Here is a 16,554-nt window from a genome sequence, read left to right on the forward strand (position 1 = left end):
GAAGAGGCCCAACCTCGGGGGCGTGCTCGTGTACGATGGCCGGAGCGCCGGGCATAGGGATTGCGATAATTCGTAGGTCGGGCCTCTTCAGCCCGACATCCCTGCCGGAACTCACCGGTCAAGCTTCAAAGCCGTTGGTATGGGACGCATTGAGGCTCAGTCCTCGATGCAAAGAAACGATGGTTTCGAGGCTTGCGTTATCGGATATTAATCCTATATTGCGGACTTGCCATTTCCTTCAGCGAATAAACAGAACGATCTACGCGAATGCCTGGAGGCTGACGGAACAATGGCTGTTAGCATCTGGAATGATGAAGAATCATGACATTTGCGTACAGGTAGGGGGATGTCAACATCGGAGCTGCGATGACACAGCCGGCCTCTTTCGGGGCAATCGGTTCTGAGATGGATGCATGAAAGGATTTAAGTCCTTTCATGCCCTTGCTATACCCAAGCAGCGCCGGGCGCCGGATCTTCGACACCGTGAATAAAGCATCCCCCTGCGCCGGATTCGTCCGACGCAGGGGGGATGAGCGGGGGCCGCCAGCTTATTCTGCCTTATGCTAACGGCATTTAAGTTTGACCGGTGAGTTCCAGCACTGGTGTCGGGCTGAAGAGGCCCGACCTACGGCTCGACACGGTGCGGGTATCGTCGTTTCCGGCCAGCGTCGCCCGTAGATCGGGCCTCTTCAGCCCGACATTCAATGTTGCGGATAAATCAAGCTTCAATGCCGCTGGTATTACTCCCTTACGGCCGATAGCCTGTCCGCACCGTGCCAAGGCCGCTGATCCGCACCTTGGGTTCCTGCCGGACCTTCTGCACCTCGATCGATCCGACACCCGATACCGCCAGTTCGGCGCGTTCCGCCGGGGCTTGCACGATTACGCTTCCCGTCCCGGCTATGCTGGACTTCAGGCTGGTCACCGATCCGGCCAGGACGGTAATGCTGCCGGAACCGGCGATATCGGCATGCAGGTCGCCATCCACGCGGGCGATCTCGATCTCGCCGCCGCCGCGCACCGACAAGCGAGCGCTGGTCATGGCTCCCGCACGGACCTCGCCACCGACCAGTTCGAACGACAGGGGAGCCTTGAGGGCAACGATGTCCCATTCCCCGGCCGCCGCCGTCACCGTCAGCGGAGTGCCGGTCGGCACGTAAAGTTCGACCTCCGGCGGGTCATCGGCGGAACCGCCGATGGCGACGCCGCCTTCCGACGTGATGGTCAGGGAGCCGATGCGGGTCTCCGCCCGGGCGCCCGGACCCGACGCGATGTTGATCGCCGATCCGCTGAGCGAACCGGCGTTCACCACGAGGACGCCCGCTTCAGTCCGCCGGACCAGATCGCTGATCCAGCGCTTCGGTCCCTCGGCCCGCAGCCGGATGTCGTGACCGTCGTGGTGCCGGATGCTGACGTGGCCGGCCACGCCGATCAGTTCGGCGGCATTGGCATCGAACGACTCGTCGATGCTCGCCCGCTGACCGGTTCCGGACCCGGCCCAGGAGGAGGCTGAAGTGGTCAGCAGAAGAACGGCCGTCATCGCGGCCAGCCATTGATGAGGTTGGCGGATCATGTCTCTCGCTCCTGATGGTTCCTGGCGTAACGGTTTGGGCTTGACGGTCTGGTCGGCGTGACGGCCGGCTATTCGCCGCCCTTGCGCTCTTCCTGGAGAAGGCAGGTGGTTTCCGGCGACGGGTTCACCAGCATGACCATCTGGTCGGCGCCGCCGCCGCGCCGGAAGCGGAGGCTGTTCGAAGCGTCGAAGAAGTTGACCGCCGCGTCACGGAGGCCGGCTTCGTCGATGATGCGCGCGCCGTTCTGCCAGCATTGCAGGCGCACGGCTCCGCTGGGCGCCACCGAAGCGGCGCCCCCCGACTTGGCGCCTACCGGAGGTCCGCTTTCGTTCACCACGGTCGCGGCGGCCATGCCGGCGACGGCCGCCGACAGCACGGCGCCCAGGATCAGGGTTCGCACGGTCATGGATCGCATTCCCATCGGATGATCCGGGAGGACGGCATTAGCAGCCGCCGCGCCCGACGTTGTTGATGACGTCGCCAGTGATGACCGTGATGACTTCACGCGGTGCCCGCGATCCCTTGGGCACGAAGACGTTACCGACGGACTGGCTGCCGCAGCCGTTGGTCTGACCGCCGGTGAAGTCCTGGTTTTGCAACTCCCCCTGGCGCCGCCAGTTCTTCGCTATCTCCCTCTGGATCTTGGCATTGAAGCGGGGTTCCAGATGATTGCGCTGGTTCAATTCCTTGGCATCGGCGCCACCGGCGAAGCTCAGGGCAAGTCCGATGCCGAAAGCGGCACCTGCGATCAGAAGCCGTCCGGTCTTGAAGATCGGCGATAGGTTCGGCATGGGGACTTGCCCTCCTCTGCGTCATGACCGGCGGGTGATCCGCCGTGTCGATGAAACAGGCTAGACCGATAGCCCGGCGGATGTCTGTGAACGCCTTCACGGTGATAAATCCCACACTCAGGCCGGAGCGGCGCAGGCATGATGGTGCAGGATGTAATAAAATGACCGGACCATCACTGAGCTGTCCGGTAGATCCGCTTAGCGGGAGCTTTCGGAATACTTACTTTTGTGCTCTGTCAACACATCCGCGGCCGGGGGTATAATCCGTTCTGATAACTTGCCGCCGGCCCTTCCATTCGCCCAAGGCCCGCGGTCCCGACTGCGCCGGGCGGTTCGCGACAGTAGGGAATTCTGGTTGATGAGAGTTCTCGGTTTCTTGCTGGCACTGATGCTGACGGCCTGCCTGACCGGTCCCGCCTCTGCGGCGGACGGGGATAAGCGCATTGCGCTCGTAATCGGAATCGGCAGCTACAAATACGCGCCCGAACTTCCCAATCCGCCGAACGACGCCCGCGCCATCGGTGCCGCCCTGCGGAAGCTCGACTTCGAGGTCCAGGAAGTCTTCGATCTCGACAACCGCGCTTTCGCCACCCATCTCCGCGATTTCGGGGTGCGTGCCTCGACCGCGGATGTCGCGGTGGTGTTCTACGCGGGTCATGGTCTCCAGGTGCGCGGCCAGAACTATCTTCTGCCGTCCGATGCCCGCCTCGAACGCGAACGCGACCTGGTCTATGAAGCTATGCCGCTCAACCTCATCATGGGAGAGCTGGCGCAGGCGCGGAAACTGGGCGTCCTGATCCTGGACGCCTGCCGGAACAATCCCTTCGCCGACCGCCTGTCGCGCAGCAACGCCGGCGCCATCCGGGAGCGCGACGTTTCCGCCGGCCTGGCCCGGATCGACGATACGCCGAGCGATACGCTGGTGGCGCTGGCGACCCGGGCCGACGCGCTGGCCGAGGATGGCTCCGGCGACCACAGTCCCTATACCGATGCCCTGCTCAAGAACTTCGAAGTGCCGGGCCTGGAACTCGGCCTGTTCTTCCGCCGCGTCCGCGACAACGTGATGGAAGCGACGCAGGGGCGGCAGGAGCCGTTCATCTTCGGCTCGCTCGGCGCCACGCCGTTCTACTTCAACCCCGCGCCGCCCAACCGCAATCCGGTAATCCCGCCGCTCAAGCCGGTCACCGTCGCGGACAATGTCGACTCCGTCAAGCTCGGCATCGGCAAGATCGTCGATCCCGACGGCGACGAAGTCTTTGCCCAGATCTCCGGCCTGCCCCGCTCGGGCCAAGTCAGGGTCGGCGACCGGATCGTACTGATCGGCGACTATCTGAACGTTTCCCAGCTTGCCCAGGTGACCTTCAAGCCCGAACCGGGCAGCATCGGCGCCATCGGCAGTTTCGATTTCAACGTGATGGAGAACCGGGGCGGGCATGCCTCGGGCAGCATCCCGATCAGCGTCAATCAATCGAACCGCCCGCCCGCCGTCGCCGGCGAACGGAGCTTGCGGGTAGCGGTTTCCCAACTCGGACTGGAAGCTCCCAGCGATCCCGACGGCGATCCGCTGACCATGACCGTCGCCGGTCTTCCAAGCATCGGGAAGGTGCGGAGGGGTACGCAACCGCTGAAGATGGGCGACAAGCTGACGGCTGCCGACTTCGCCGGCCTCACCTATGACCCCGAACAATCCGCTCCCGGCAATGCCGGCACCTTCTCCGTCCTGATCGACGACGGCCATGGCGGCAAGGCGACCGCCTCGGTGAAGATCGAGGTAGCGCCTCCCGGCACCGCCCCCAGCGGACCCGACCTGGACGATGCCATGTGGCAGCGGGTACGCACCGCCGGACAACCGGCTGATTTCACGGCCTATCTCCAGCTATTCCCCAGTGGCCGCAATGCGCCGCTGGCACGGGAACGACTGGCGGCGCTGGGACCGTCCCCGTCACAGACCACCGTAGTCCAGGCGGCACCGGCACCGGCCCCTACTCCGGCAGCCCGGCAGGAAGCCAAAAAGCCGGAGTCTTCGCGGACCGAAATCGCCAGGCTGGAGCCGCCCAAGCCGGAGCCGCCCAAGCCGGAACCGGCCAAGCCCGAAGCGAAGAAGCCCGAGCCGCCGAAAGCCGAGGCGGCCAAGCCGGCCCCCTCGGCGCTCCCGCCGGTAATTCCACCGGTTGCCGCAACCGATCCCTCAGCCGCCGCCGCACCCGCTACCCGCAACCAAGGGACGAACAACAGCTTCCAGGACTGCCCGGAATGCCCGGTCATGGTCCGGCTGCCGGGCGGCAGCTTCACGATGGGAGTCCCCCGTGGCGATCCCAGCGAGCAACCGGCGCACAAGGTCTCGCTCGCCAAGCCCTTCGCGCTCGGCATGTACGAAGTGACCGTGGCCGAGTGGCGCGCCTGCGTCCGGGGCGGCGGCTGCGCCGACATGCCCCGCATGGCCGCATCCGTCACCGACGAGACTCCCGTCCACAACGTCCACTGGAACGACGCCGTCGCCTATGCCACGTGGCTGTCCAAGCGGACGGGACAGCGATACCGGCTTCCGACCGAAGCGGAATGGGAATACGCCGCGCGCGGCGGCACCGCCGGGCGGTTCTGGTGGGGGGAAACGGTCGGCGTCGCCAATGCCAACTGCGAAAACTGCGGCGGCAGCTACGAACGCTCCCTCCCGCTGCCGGTCGGAAGCTTCAAGCCGAACCCGCTCGGGCTCTACAACATGAACGGCGGCGTCGCCGAGTGGGTGGCCGACTGCTGGAACAACAACTACAAGGGCGCTCCCGCCGATGGCGGAGCCTGGGTGCAGGGCGATTGCCGCAAGCGGGTGCTGCGCGGCGGGTCGTGGCGGAACGATGCGGACGCCATGTCCGTGACGGCCCGGCTCAACTACGACGTTGACGTGCGCTACCTCGCCAACGGGTTCAGGATCGCCCGCGACCTGAACTGAATTTCCCATCGGAATTCGGCGCGGGTGTCACCTGGTTTACTGTGCGCCGACGTGGCGGCGCTCAGGATGGGGCAGCATTCACGGAGGTTATCATGCTCAAGACCCGCCGGAACAGCCCGCTCCTTCCCTGCGCGGCCTTCGCCATCGTCTTTGGCCTAGGCACCGCCGGGCACGCCGTCGCCGATCAGGCGATCGTCGTCGCGGCCACGGCGCCGGGCCTCACCATCGGACAAGTGATCGACGACGGCGCCGCCGTCCGCATGCCGGAAGGCTCCAACGCGCTGTTCCTCTTCTCGAGCGGCCGGACCGTCACCGTCAAAGGCCCCTACGAAGGCCCGCTCGACCGCCTGTCCAGCGGCAAGGAAGCACAAGGCCGCCTGAGCGGCCTGTTCGGAGCGGAACGGTTCGCCCAGAACGAGTTGGGCGCCGCCCGCAACCTCGGCACCCCCAGGACCCGCTCCGCCGACGAGCTTTCGGCGATCGACGCCTCGGTTCCCGGCGTCTGGTGCGTGCGGGCCGGACACGTGCCCGCCATCCAGCGGCCGGCCGATCCCGCCTTCAACCCCGCGGTGCTGAAACCCGCTGCCGGCAAGGCGACGACGGTTTCATGGGCCGGCGCCTCGGCCACCCAGCCCTGGCCACCCGCACTTCCCCTAGATGACGGCGCCGAGATCCAGGTCCGCAGCCGCGACCAGTCGCAAAGCCACAATCTGGTGATGCGCATCGTGAAAGACAGTGACGATCCCGGCGTTCTGGCCGTGGGTCTGGTCAAGGCCGGCTGCCGGCGGCAGGCCGACGCGGTGCTGACCGCCATCGGCGAAGCGACCGTTCCTCTCGACCTCTACCTGTCGTCGGAGCGCGGGCTTTATCCGACCTACCGTGCGGGAGAGGCGGTGCGGCTGGTGCTCCAGACCAACCGCGACGCCCATCTGTATTGCTACCTGCGCCGGCGAGCCGACCTGATCCCGATCTTCCCGTCGCCGGACTCCGGCGGCTCCCAGGTCAAGGGCAGCATGCCGCTGACCTTCCCCGGCGATAGGATGCCCCTGCCCTTGTCGGCTTCCGAACCCGGCAGCGACAGCGAAGTCCGCTGCTTCGCGGCGGACCGCGATCTGGCGGCCGACCTGCCCTCGGGCATACAGGCATTCAAGCCGCTCGGCGCCGATGCCATCGCAAAGCTGGAAGCCACGCTGGACGGCCTGCGCCAGACCCGGCTGGTCGTTACCCAGATCGTCCTGCGGGTAAAGTAGGAACAACGGCGGTTCGGGAAGGCTGGAGGAATCTTGCAGGATGTCGGGATACCGGGCCGGGGGCTTCAGGCGGAAGGTATGGTCCGCAGGATCCGGCTCCATATCCGGGGCTGGACGCCGCATGGCATGGTGGCGGCGATCGTCCTGGGCATCGCCGCGGCGTCGTTCGTCCTGCCGCTGATCCTGCCGCCGCTGCGTCTGGCCGACGAAAGCTTCGGCGACCTGCTGATCGGCCATTTCTCTCCGCCCGAACCGCAGCATCGCGGCGTCGCAATGGTCGCAATCGGGGAAGACAGCTTCGTGGCGCTGGCCTGTCGGTCTCCGGTCGACCGGGCCTTCCTGGCCGATTTGATCGAGCGGCTGCGTGCCGCCAAGGTCCGGGCGATCGGCATCGACATCCTGTTCGACCAGCCGACATTGCCGGAGAACGACGAGCGGCTGCGCCGCCGCCTGACCGATCCCGGCGTGCCGGTCGTCGCGATCTCCGCCCTTGAAGGGACGGCCCTGACCGAGCGCCAGCAGGACTTTCTACGCGGCTTCCTGACAGGGGTACCGCATGGCTATGCCAATCTGGCGAAGGACACGCTGGACGGCACCATCCGCTGGCATGTCCCAGTCGCGGCCGGTGACGGCGGCCCGAGCTTCCCCGTCCGGCTGGCCGACGTGCTCGGAGTGACGCCGCCGGCCGAGCCGTTCCGGATCGACTGGCGCAACGGGCCGGAACCGGGGACTCCCCCGTTCCCCATATATCCGGCCGAGCTGGTACACCTGCTGCCGCCGGAATGGCTGGCGGGAAAAGTCGTACTGGTCGGCACCGTGCTGTCGGGCACCGACCGCCACCGGACACCGCTGTCCCCGACGGGCGCCAGCATGCCGGGCGTCGAGGTCCAGGCCCATGTGCTGGCCCAATTGCTTGACGGCCGTGCCAGCCGCCGCCTGGGCATGCCTGGGCAGGCGCTCCTGACGCTGGCGTCGAGCGCAGCCGGCGTGGTGCTGGCGGTGGCGGGACTGCCGCTCTGGCTGCTGGCACTGGCCGGTTCGACCATCCTGGCGGCGCTCTGGTCCGGCAGCGCCGCCCTGTTCGCCGGCGGAGGCGTGCTTGTCCCGCTGCTGTCGCCGACCCTGGCGCTGGCGGGAGGACTGGCCGGAATGACCGCTCACCGGTCGCTGCGCGAACGGGCCGACCGCCGGACCTTGATGGCATTGTTCGCCAACCACGTCTCGAAACCGGTCGCCGAGGAGATCTGGCGCGAGCGCGCCACCTTCATGGCGGGAGGTCACCCTAAGCCGCAGCAACTGACGGCGTCGGTCCTCTTCTCTGACATCAAGGGCTTCACGACCATCTGCGAAGCCCTACCGCCCGATGCCCTGATCCGCTGGCTTGATGCTTATCTGGACGCGATGGTCGACACCGTCTCGGCCCATGACGGCGTCGTACTACGGTTCATCGGCGATGCCGTCCTTGCCGTGTTCGGGGCGCCGGTCGCCCGGACCACTCAGGCCGAGATCGACGCGGATGCGGCCCGTGCGGTCGATTGCGCCCTGGCGATGGGAAGGGCGCTCGACCGGTTGAACCGGCGCTGGGAAGCGGAGGGACTGCCGCCGGTCGTGATCCGTGTCGGCATCCATACGGGACCGCTGGTCGCCGGCAGCCTGGGCGGAGCGCGGCACCGGGAATACTCGCTGCTGGGCGACACCGCCAACACCGCCGCCCGCCTGGAGGCCTACGCAAAGGAGGTCGGCGAGCTGACGTCGCCGTGGTGCCAGGTCATCGTCGGCGAACCGACCTGGAACGCGGTGAAGTCCCGCCTGGACGGCACGCCCGTGGGCGAGCTGATGCTGAAGGGCAAGCGTAACGCGGTGCGGGTCTGGCTGGTGCGCGACGCCGCATCGGCCGGCGGACGGATCAGCGAACGATCACCGTGATCCTCTTCGACATGACGGGCGGATCATGGGGGACATGATCCGCATCGCCCATCAGCAACTGGATGGTATGCCGTCCCGGCGGCAGCTCCAGGTAGGTCTCGGTCTGGCCGGCGCCGAGATGGATGTGCTTCCTGTCGTTCGGAATCGGTTCGTCCAGCGGCGGCAGGTCGGTGTCGATCAGCAGGTGATGATGCCCTGTGTTGGGCTTTACGATACCGGAGGGCGCCACGCCGAAGTTGCGCAGGCCCAGCCAGACCTTGAAGCGCTGGGTCACCACTTCCCCGTCGTTGGGCCAGCCGATATAGGCATAGGCGTCCTTGGGGGCGGGCTGGCGTTCCGCCGCCGATCCGGGCGCTATCCCTCCCGCGATCCCGATCAGGATACCGGCTGTCACCAGAAACGGAGCGGAGAGGGATCTCATGGCGTGCCTTTCTGTTTCGGCGCTCTTGTCGACGGCTGGAAGTCGGCTGCTCAAAGTCGGCGGATCGCGCCTCAGCGAACGGTGATCGTGATCTTGGGCGACGTGACAGGGGGATCGTGCGGGACATGGTCGGCATCGCCGATCAGCATCTGGAGCGTATGGGTCCCGGGCGGCAGCTCGATCCTCGCCTCGGTCTGGCCGCCGCCGAAATGCAGGTGGTTCTTGTCATTGGGGATCGGCTCGTCCAGCGGCGGAAGGTCGCGGTCGATGATCAGGTGGTGGTGCCCGGTGTTGTCCCGGCGAACACCCGCCGGAGCCACCCCGAAGTTCTGAAGACCCATCCGGACCCAGAGCTTTCCGCCATCGATCACGGCGCCGTTGGGCGGCCAGATGATATAGGCCCGCGCATCCTTGGGCGCCTGCCCCCGCTTCGGCGGTGTGTCCGGCTGGACGGTGGCCGCATCCTGCGCCTGGACCGTCGCGGGAATGGCGACAACCGCAAGGGCCGGGGCGCAGGTGAGGAGAAGAGCCGCAATGCGTACGATCATTTCAACCTCTCCAGCCGTGGCATCATGAACATTGTCGGTTAAACGCCCGAAAAATTGAAATGCTTACCCGGTGAGGAGTCTTCTGGATAAGGGGGTAAGGCTCTCCTGATTAATCAGGAAGACGGACATTTCAGTTGGCGCGGGCGAACTGGACCCGGCGGTTGTTCGGATCGAACGGGTTGGAGGTCAGGGGCTCCGCCTTGCCCTTGCCGACGGCATGGATCCGCGACTCCGCGATCTGATGCTTCTGAACCAGATAGTCCTCGACCGCTTTCGCCCGGCGCTCCGACAGCTTCAGGTTATAGGCATCGGCGCCTTTGGCGTCGGTATGTCCTTCGACGACGATAGCGACGTTGGGTTCGGAGTGAAGGACGGTACCTACCGTATCCAGATACTCATAAGCGTCGGCCGGAATGACCGCGCTGTCGAAGCGGAAGTTGATGCGGAAACCGAAGGCCGCCTGGTCGGATGCGTGAGCACGCTCTTCCCTGGGCTGGGCCTGTGCGGTAGCGACCTGGGCCGGCGGCGTCATAGCGGCCTCCTCGACCGGTGCCGGAGGCATCGCAGTCGCGGGCGCGGCCTGACGGCGTTCGGTCGTCTCATAGGATGCATGGGTCGTCGAAGGGGACGGGGCGTTGCTTTGGGCCGACTTCACTGCGCCGCCGATGATTTCGATGCTGCGGTAGCGGGGAGCGGGCGCCGGAGCGGCCAGCATTTCCTGGACTTCGGAGACGGTCGGCGGCCGGTCGAACATCCTGACCTCTCCCGCCGATACGGATGCCGCGAAAGCGGGAACGAGAAGGAGTGCGGTGACGACGCTGCGGGAGAAGATGCTGTGCATGTCCGGTCTCCATGTCAGGTAAGGCGTTGTTCATTGCCTCTGCATGGGAAGACTTTGACGGTTGGGAGCCCGCTCCGCAGTGAAGGAGTTCATATGTTTGGAAAAAACGCAGTTGCCGGGCTTCTTTACAGAACGGCAGTCCGCGCCTTGATGGCTTCGATCCGGCTGACGACCTCGTAATCGACCTCCCCCGTCCGCCAGTCCTGGAGCTGCTGGACGATGCGGTGGCGGATGCCGGAAAGATTGTCCATCGTGACCCGGACCGTCGTCTCGCATTCGCCCTTGGGGACCAGCGGAATGATCCGCATGATCTCGGCGATCCGGCGGTGGTCGATGTTCTGCCGGTCGGCCATGGCGGCCTGCCATAACTCGCAAACGTCGAGCCAGCCGTCGAGCAGCCAGGCCAGCCGGTCCATCGCATGGCGAAGCTGCGCGATGTTGGTTTCCCAGTTGCCGAAGAAGGCCGGCAGGTTCCTGATCTCGCGGTCGATCTCGCCGATCATGCGCTCGGCCATCCGGGCGGTCACTCCGGCGGTCTCGGCGGCGAGGTGGCCGGTGGCCCCGATATTCGCGGCGGAAATCGACGCCCGCAGGTCGCCCAGCTGGCGCAGCGTCCGGCGCAGATAGCCGGCGTCCTCCTCGTCGGCGAACCCCAGCGGCCCCATGGCGTCGCTCAGTTCCAGCAGCCTGGTCCGGCATAGGTCCGACGGCTGCCGCGTCAGCTTTGCGAACACCTCCGAGACCTGGACGATGATGCTTTCGCCGACACGGCCCCGGACGCGCCGCATCAGATCGTCCGTGGTCTTGTCGAGCACGCCGGTCAGCCGGATGATCCGGCGAAGCATGGCTTCGCGGGTGAGCTTCTCGTCCTGCGCGATCCGCTCCATCGCGACCGACGCGGCAGCGGCGGCTTCCACTCCGGCAAGCCCGGTCCGGGCGACCCGGTGGGCCGCCAAGCGCATGCGCATCGGCGTGATGGCGTCGGCCAGACTGATCTCGGCCTGAAGCGCCCGGTCGTGAAGGGTAAGCCGGAGTACGGAGGTCAGCCCCTCCCAGGGGAAGACATAGATCGACCGGCCGCCGGAAAAGCCCATGACGAGCACTTCCAGATGATTCGTCCTGCTGTCGCGCCTGACCCTGGAGAACGCCAGTTCAGGCGTCGTGAAGGGTACGGTAGTCCCACGCTCGTCGAAGGTGGACGGGGCGTAGTCATAGGCCAGCCGAAGCGTCTGGGCATCCCCGCCGTAAGCCACGCGAGCCGGTTCCGCCTGCTTGCCGGCGGCGCCTCTGCTAAGGCTCGAAGTAGGGGAGGATCTACTCATGGGTCGTATTCATCGCGTGGATGATCTTCAGGAAGAACTGCGCCGGATCGCTGCTCTCGGCGAACCCCAATTGCACCGCACAGTCCTCCAGCATTTCCAGCACCGTTTCCTCGTTGCTGATCGGCTCGATCGAACGGGCGACCTGCACGGCCACCGCCAGGGCGTCCTGCTTTTGCCGCATCGTGCCGGCGACGCGCGCCGCCGCAATCCGGTCCAATCTGGCCCCGACGGACTCGATGGCCGTTTTTGCAAGTTCCTTCAGGTCGGCCGGCGGATCGTAGATGTGGTGGATCGCGGCCTGGACCTTGGCAACCGCGAGGATGGTCTGGCCCAGCGCCTTTATCTCATCCATGGTCGGCAAAGATTCTCCCGGTCCCCCGGTGAACGATGCGACGCTGGCGCTTGCCGCCTTGGCGAACTGGCCGCCCAGGAACTCGTGGATGCGGCCCTCCATCTGATCGATGCTTTCGCCGATCTGGCGGTTCAGGTGGGGCGAAGCCAAGCGCATGACGCCAAGGCTTTCCGCGGATGCCCGCACCTGATCGGCAGCGGCATTCAGATCGGCCGGAGTCGTCAGTGCCGCGGCGAAGCCGGCTTTCAGCGCCTCGCCCTCCCGCGCCACCATGAGCTCGCAGACTTCGGAGGCGATCGACGCACCGGCGCCTCTGGCCGATTTTTCCGCCAAGGCTTCGATCAAGGCGCCGGAATGATCGGCGAGGTCCTCGTCCATCAGCAGCACCAGGAAGAACAGCTTGTACCATCGCTGATCCCCACGCCCCGCCGAAGCCTGCCGCGCCAGCGCCATCACGGATCGGGCATAATCGTCCCCGATGCCGATCAGCTGTTCCGACGCCATGATTTGGCGCTTGGCGGTAAGGATCTCGTCCCGCATCTGGTAGATGGCGTGGACTTCCTCCATGACATCGGGCAAGTCGCGGTGCATCGCCGCCAGCCGGGCGGGCATGCCACGGTCGCTCGACAGATTGGACCGGATGCGGGAAACGGCATCCGCGAAGGACGCGAGAAGCTGGCGGTGCTCCATCATCGGGCACGGCTGCGGCATCAGCATCTGGTTGGAGGCATCGATCCGGTCGATCGCCCCGTGGTCTGGCAGCTCTTCCTTCACAAGCGACCACAAGGGACCGACGCAGTTGCGTGGGATACTGCCGAACGTCCTCACGCGTAACGCATCGTTGGACAGCAGGCTCTCGAACGGAAGACAGAACAGCCGCGAAGCCGTCAGCCGGCGCAGCGGCCGGATCTTCTTCAGCCTGTGACGGATCTGATCCTTGAGCTGACCGCGCAGCTGGCCATCAGGCATCTTGTCCGCCAGAGCATAGACCATCTTGATCTTCTCTTCGGAAAGCTGATCCAGCTCTTGTCTTTCCGGCAACTGCATAGCTTCAAGACCCCTTGCCCATTCCGGCGACACTAAGCTTTTGCATAAAAATTGAATATACTATCGATAGAACTAGTCCTGAACGCCCGTAGGCGCCAAACAGATCACCTAGAAGTTTACCTCTGTAGAGGTATGTCTTGAACTAAGACTTTGGGAATACCGACCAACTATACCTCTTTTTATAGGGGGTTAATGCCGTAACATCGTCTAAAATAGTACCCATTGGTGGAAGCCGGCGCTGTTATCTTGTTTTGACAGGGGGTAGGTATGAGTGGAGTAACAGCGTTAGGCCAGGCTGGAGATGTAGTGCATGACACGGTGCCGTCGACCTTCGAGGAAAGGGGGACGACCATCCCGTTCACCACGCCGGAACTGGCATACTGTCGTCTGCGGCGGGGCAGCCGCGGCGCTCTGGAGGTCCTGGTCAACGGATTTTCCGGAGGACGCTGTACCTATGTCTTCCCTTGGGCAAGCATCCCGCAGGTCGTCCGACTATCCCTTCACGACAAGGCGCTTCACGCCGAAATCTCCTATTCCGATGCGACCACGCCCGACAAGATCAGGATGGCGGCATATCGGGTGGCCCGGACCGGGCTTGGCGGTCCCGAGCTGATCGAACAGGCCAACAAGGCGCTGGAACGGGAAGCGACGGAAAAGCTGGCCAGCGGCTTTTTCCTGATGCTGCGGGTGATCGAGGCGACGGGCGTCAATACCGACCGCGCGGCACTGGCCCTGATCAACATCCACTCGCCCGAGGGGCGCACGATGGTGAAGCAGGCGTTCCGCCGGCTGGGCGACCACATCGCGACCACTCCCGAGGCCTGCCATCAGCGGATCCTGGAATTGAGCGACATCATCCAGCCGATCGGTTTCGAGATCGAAGGGCAGCGCGGGCGTCTGCGCCAGCTTCTGCATCGGCTGAGCCATTTCCGCGACGAGGTGATACGCACCGACAGCGGCGGCACGACGCGGACTCTGGCCGAGGTGGCGCAGCTGACCATGAGGATCGGCAATTCGATCCTGTCCGAGATCGACCGCGACATCGGCAATATCATCCGCTTCGTCGCCGAATGGGATGTCCGCGTCACGTCGGCCCGCCAGAGCATGGAACGGCTGTCGTGGCTGCTGGACGGCTGGGGACAGGTCTGCGACCTGTGGGACGGTACGGACGGGGACAAGACCCTGGGACGCCACCAGCGGATCACGGAGATCATGCGGATCATCCCCGTCGTTCCACGCAGCGAAAGCCAGACCCGGATCCATGTCGAGCCCGCCGACTTTCAGCGCCGCCAGAACCGGATCGTCCAGCAGAACGAGGACTGGCGTACCGGACAGGTGGACAGCGAAATGTCGGCGCGCCTGGGGAAACTCCAAGCCCGCAACCAGACCTAACCGCGGCCGGAGGAACGATCGATGTCCGACCAAGGCTCCAGGGCCGCCACCGGCGAGGAGGAGTTCATCCGGGTGGTGGACACTTCCGGCGAATTGATGGGAGAGTTTCCATCGTCCAGGATAGCGCGGGAATTCGCGCGCCGGATGATCGAGGCCCGCAAAGCCTCCACCCTGATCGTGGAATGGTCGAAGCATGGCAGGCGGGGCCAGTTGGCGATCACCCGCAGGACGGTCGATGCCGCCGACCGCCGGCTTCAGGAACTCAAACACCAGAACGAGCGGCGCGCCCGACGCTGGGCCAACCTGATAAGCGGCATCGCCGTGGCCGTCATCGGTATGCTGGCGCTGCTGAACGTTGCCGGCGCCTACCTGGAAGCCCGTCAAGTCAGACCGGGGCAGTCGGTCGTTCAAACCCGGACGGGAGGCTGACGGGGACGGCCGCTCCGTCCCCAGCCTCCGCAAGCCGGGATGGCCGCCTCACTCCGCGGCCAGACCGGCAGCGCTGGTGGAACGGCTGTTGAATTCGGCACGGAGACGGTCGCGAGCCTCGATCATGGCGTCGAGATCCTCCAGTTCGCAGGCCTCCTGACAGGCGGAGCAGAACTCCTTGGCGACTTTGACTTCGCTCATGAGAACATCGAGTTCGTCGATGAACCGGTTCATTCCGGAGATCATCAGCTCGGCCGCCGTTCCGACGATCCAGGCCTGACGCTCGATCCCCTCGAAAAGGTCGTCGCCGGCGACACGGGTCGCGTCGGCTGCCGGAGCGGTGCGGCTCCGGGCTGCGCGGACTTCCGCCAGATCCACGATGGAGCTGCCGGCTGTAAAGGCTGCCGTTGACGCGGTCGTAGTGGACGCATCGGAGCTTCCGGAATTTGACATTTTTGAACTTCTCCCCACCACAGTGCATTGAAAACCGTACTTTCAGTGGGGATTTGCATAAGCGATGCCAGCCGGAACATTGCTTTCGGTCTATGGAACAGACGCGAAGGCTCAGTGGATCCGCACGTGATTCCGCGGTTTTCTGGTGTCATGAGAAGTTATTCGGCAATTTGTCATAGATACTATTCGCATTTTGCTATTTTCATTTTGCGACACCCGCAAAACGCCTTTATCCACTCATCGTTACTTCAAGGATGGACCCGCAGGATCAGTCCCGGAACTCTTCCCTGATCTCCAGTATCACCGGCAGGCTTGAGAAGAACGCGGCCATGCAGTCAGGGTCGAAATGACTGCCGGTGTTCGCCTTGAGGAAATCGAGAGCCTCCTCGACCTGCCATGCTTCCTTGTAGGGCCGTGCACTGGTCAACGCGTCGAACACGTCGGCGATGGCGACGATGCGGCCTGCCAGAGGAATATCCTTGCCCTTCAATCTCTGCGGGTAACCCGAGCCGTCGAATTTTTCGTGGTGGCTGAGAGCGATCGTCGCAGCCAGGCGGACCAGGGGAGAGGCGCTGTCGTCCAGGATCCTGTAGCCGTGGAGCGTGTGCTGTTTCATGACCTCGAATTCTTCGTCCGTGTAGCGGCCGGGCTTGAACAGGATGTGGTCGGAAACCGCGACCTTGCCGATGTCGTGCATCGGCGCGGCCATGCGGATGCGCTCCTGCATCTGCCTGGACAGTCCCATCGCCGCCGCGATGACGGCGGCGTAGCGGGCCATCCTTTCCAGATGGGCGCCGGTCTCGCTATCGCGAGAGTCCATTGATCGCGACAGGCGCATGATCAGCTCGCTCGCGGCTTCCTCGCGCAGGCGGATACTGGATGCCCGGAGCGCCAGCAGGTTGCGGCAACGTGCGACGAATTCGATCCTGTCTACCGGCTTGGACAGGAAATCCATGACCCCGTTGAGCAGTGCGTCGCGACGAAGGCCGGTATCGGCATTGGTCGTGACCATCACGATCGGTACGTCGGTCATGTTCGGCATCGAGCGCAGCCGGGAAACGAACGCCATGCCGTCCATTCCAGGCATCATGAAATCGGTGACGACCAAGTCGACGCCCTGCTCCTCGCACGAGGTCAGGGCTTCCTGCGCGGAAGACGCCGTCCTGACATGGACATCGCCGACCGCCTCGGCATACCGGCTCATCAGCAGGCGGTCGGCCGGACTATCGTCCACGATCAGGAGAGTCATGTCGGTCATGGC

The 16,554-nt window shown here is 64.9% G+C and carries 15 protein-coding genes; 5 read left to right on the forward strand and 10 right to left on the reverse strand.

Features of this window, described 5'->3' with window-relative positions; genetic code table 11:
• Window positions 1–748: 748 nt before the first annotated feature.
• The 3 genes from N826_RS18175 to N826_RS18185 all read right to left on the reverse strand — a co-directional run bounded on the left by N826_RS18175 (window position 749) and on the right by N826_RS18185 (window position 2,365).
• Window positions 749–1,573 carry a GIN domain-containing protein gene (locus N826_RS18175; protein WP_044431126.1) on the reverse strand — a complete coding sequence of 275 codons (825 nt, stop codon included), beginning with the start codon at window positions 1,571–1,573 and terminating at the stop codon, window positions 749–751.
• A gap of 68 nt (window positions 1,574–1,641) precedes the next feature.
• On the reverse strand, window positions 1,642–1,980 hold the full coding sequence (locus N826_RS18180; protein WP_044431127.1) for a hypothetical protein: 339 nt from the start codon (window positions 1,978–1,980) through the stop codon (window positions 1,642–1,644).
• A 37-nt stretch (window positions 1,981–2,017) separates the two neighbouring features.
• Complete coding sequence (locus N826_RS18185) at window positions 2,018–2,365, reverse strand: hypothetical protein (protein WP_044431128.1); 348 nt, start codon at window positions 2,363–2,365, stop codon at window positions 2,018–2,020.
• Between the two features lie 358 nt (window positions 2,366–2,723).
• Between N826_RS18185 and N826_RS40230 the strand changes: the two genes are divergently transcribed.
• From N826_RS40230 to N826_RS40235, 3 genes are all read left to right on the forward strand, one after another.
• Window positions 2,724–5,312 carry an SUMF1/EgtB/PvdO family nonheme iron enzyme gene (locus tag N826_RS40230; RefSeq protein ID WP_052831546.1) on the forward strand — a complete coding sequence of 863 codons (2,589 nt, stop codon included), beginning with the start codon at window positions 2,724–2,726 and terminating at the stop codon, window positions 5,310–5,312.
• 92 nt (window positions 5,313–5,404) lie between these two features.
• A complete protein-coding gene (locus N826_RS18195; RefSeq protein WP_044431129.1) occupies window positions 5,405–6,562 on the forward strand; it encodes a DUF4384 domain-containing protein in 1,158 nt (385 codons plus the stop codon).
• 78 nt (window positions 6,563–6,640) lie between these two features.
• Window positions 6,641–8,488, forward strand: coding sequence for an adenylate/guanylate cyclase domain-containing protein (locus N826_RS40235; protein ID WP_052831548.1), 1,848 nt, complete (start codon window positions 6,641–6,643; stop codon window positions 8,486–8,488).
• Here N826_RS40235 and N826_RS18205 read toward each other — a convergent pair.
• The 5 genes from N826_RS18205 to N826_RS18225 all read right to left on the reverse strand — a co-directional run bounded on the left by N826_RS18205 (window position 8,469) and on the right by N826_RS18225 (window position 13,013).
• Complete coding sequence (locus N826_RS18205) at window positions 8,469–8,909, reverse strand: DUF4399 domain-containing protein (RefSeq protein WP_052831550.1); 441 nt, start codon at window positions 8,907–8,909, stop codon at window positions 8,469–8,471. The genes N826_RS40235 and N826_RS18205 overlap by 20 nt on opposite strands.
• Before the next feature lie 71 nt (window positions 8,910–8,980).
• Window positions 8,981–9,457 carry a DUF4399 domain-containing protein gene (locus N826_RS18210; protein ID WP_044431130.1) on the reverse strand — a complete coding sequence of 159 codons (477 nt, stop codon included), beginning with the start codon at window positions 9,455–9,457 and terminating at the stop codon, window positions 8,981–8,983.
• A gap of 130 nt (window positions 9,458–9,587) precedes the next feature.
• On the reverse strand, window positions 9,588–10,298 hold the full coding sequence (locus tag N826_RS45325; protein WP_052831552.1) for an OmpA family protein: 711 nt from the start codon (window positions 10,296–10,298) through the stop codon (window positions 9,588–9,590).
• Between the two features lie 125 nt (window positions 10,299–10,423).
• On the reverse strand, window positions 10,424–11,620 hold the full coding sequence (locus N826_RS18220; protein ID WP_147040557.1) for a hypothetical protein: 1,197 nt from the start codon (window positions 11,618–11,620) through the stop codon (window positions 10,424–10,426).
• Entirely contained in the window at window positions 11,613–13,013 is a 1,401-nt protein-coding gene (locus N826_RS18225; protein ID WP_147040555.1) for a hypothetical protein, read from the reverse strand. The genes N826_RS18220 and N826_RS18225 overlap by 8 nt, the downstream gene beginning before the upstream one ends.
• A gap of 312 nt (window positions 13,014–13,325) precedes the next feature.
• Between N826_RS18225 and N826_RS18230 the strand changes: the two genes are divergently transcribed.
• Together N826_RS18230 and N826_RS18235 are read left to right on the forward strand one after the other, a co-directional pair.
• Window positions 13,326–14,411, forward strand: coding sequence for a hypothetical protein (locus tag N826_RS18230; RefSeq protein ID WP_044431135.1), 1,086 nt, complete (start codon window positions 13,326–13,328; stop codon window positions 14,409–14,411).
• Window positions 14,412–14,432: 21 nt separating this feature from the next.
• The gene (locus N826_RS18235; protein WP_044431136.1) at window positions 14,433–14,840 is read left to right on the forward strand and encodes a hypothetical protein; all 408 of its coding nucleotides are present in this window, start codon (window positions 14,433–14,435) and stop codon (window positions 14,838–14,840) included.
• Window positions 14,841–14,888: 48 nt separating this feature from the next.
• On the opposite strand, the gene N826_RS18240 is transcribed toward N826_RS18235, so the two are convergent.
• Window positions 14,889–15,293 carry a hypothetical protein gene (locus N826_RS18240; protein ID WP_044431138.1) on the reverse strand — a complete coding sequence of 135 codons (405 nt, stop codon included), beginning with the start codon at window positions 15,291–15,293 and terminating at the stop codon, window positions 14,889–14,891.
• 268 nt (window positions 15,294–15,561) lie between these two features.
• On the reverse strand, window positions 15,562–16,551 hold the full coding sequence (locus tag N826_RS18245; RefSeq protein ID WP_244619550.1) for an HD domain-containing phosphohydrolase: 990 nt from the start codon (window positions 16,549–16,551) through the stop codon (window positions 15,562–15,564).
• Window positions 16,552–16,554: the final 3 nt, after the last annotated feature.

This window comes from Skermanella aerolata KACC 11604, assembly GCF_000936425.1.
GTDB classification, from domain to species: Bacteria; Pseudomonadota; Alphaproteobacteria; order Azospirillales; family Azospirillaceae; genus Skermanella; species Skermanella aerolata.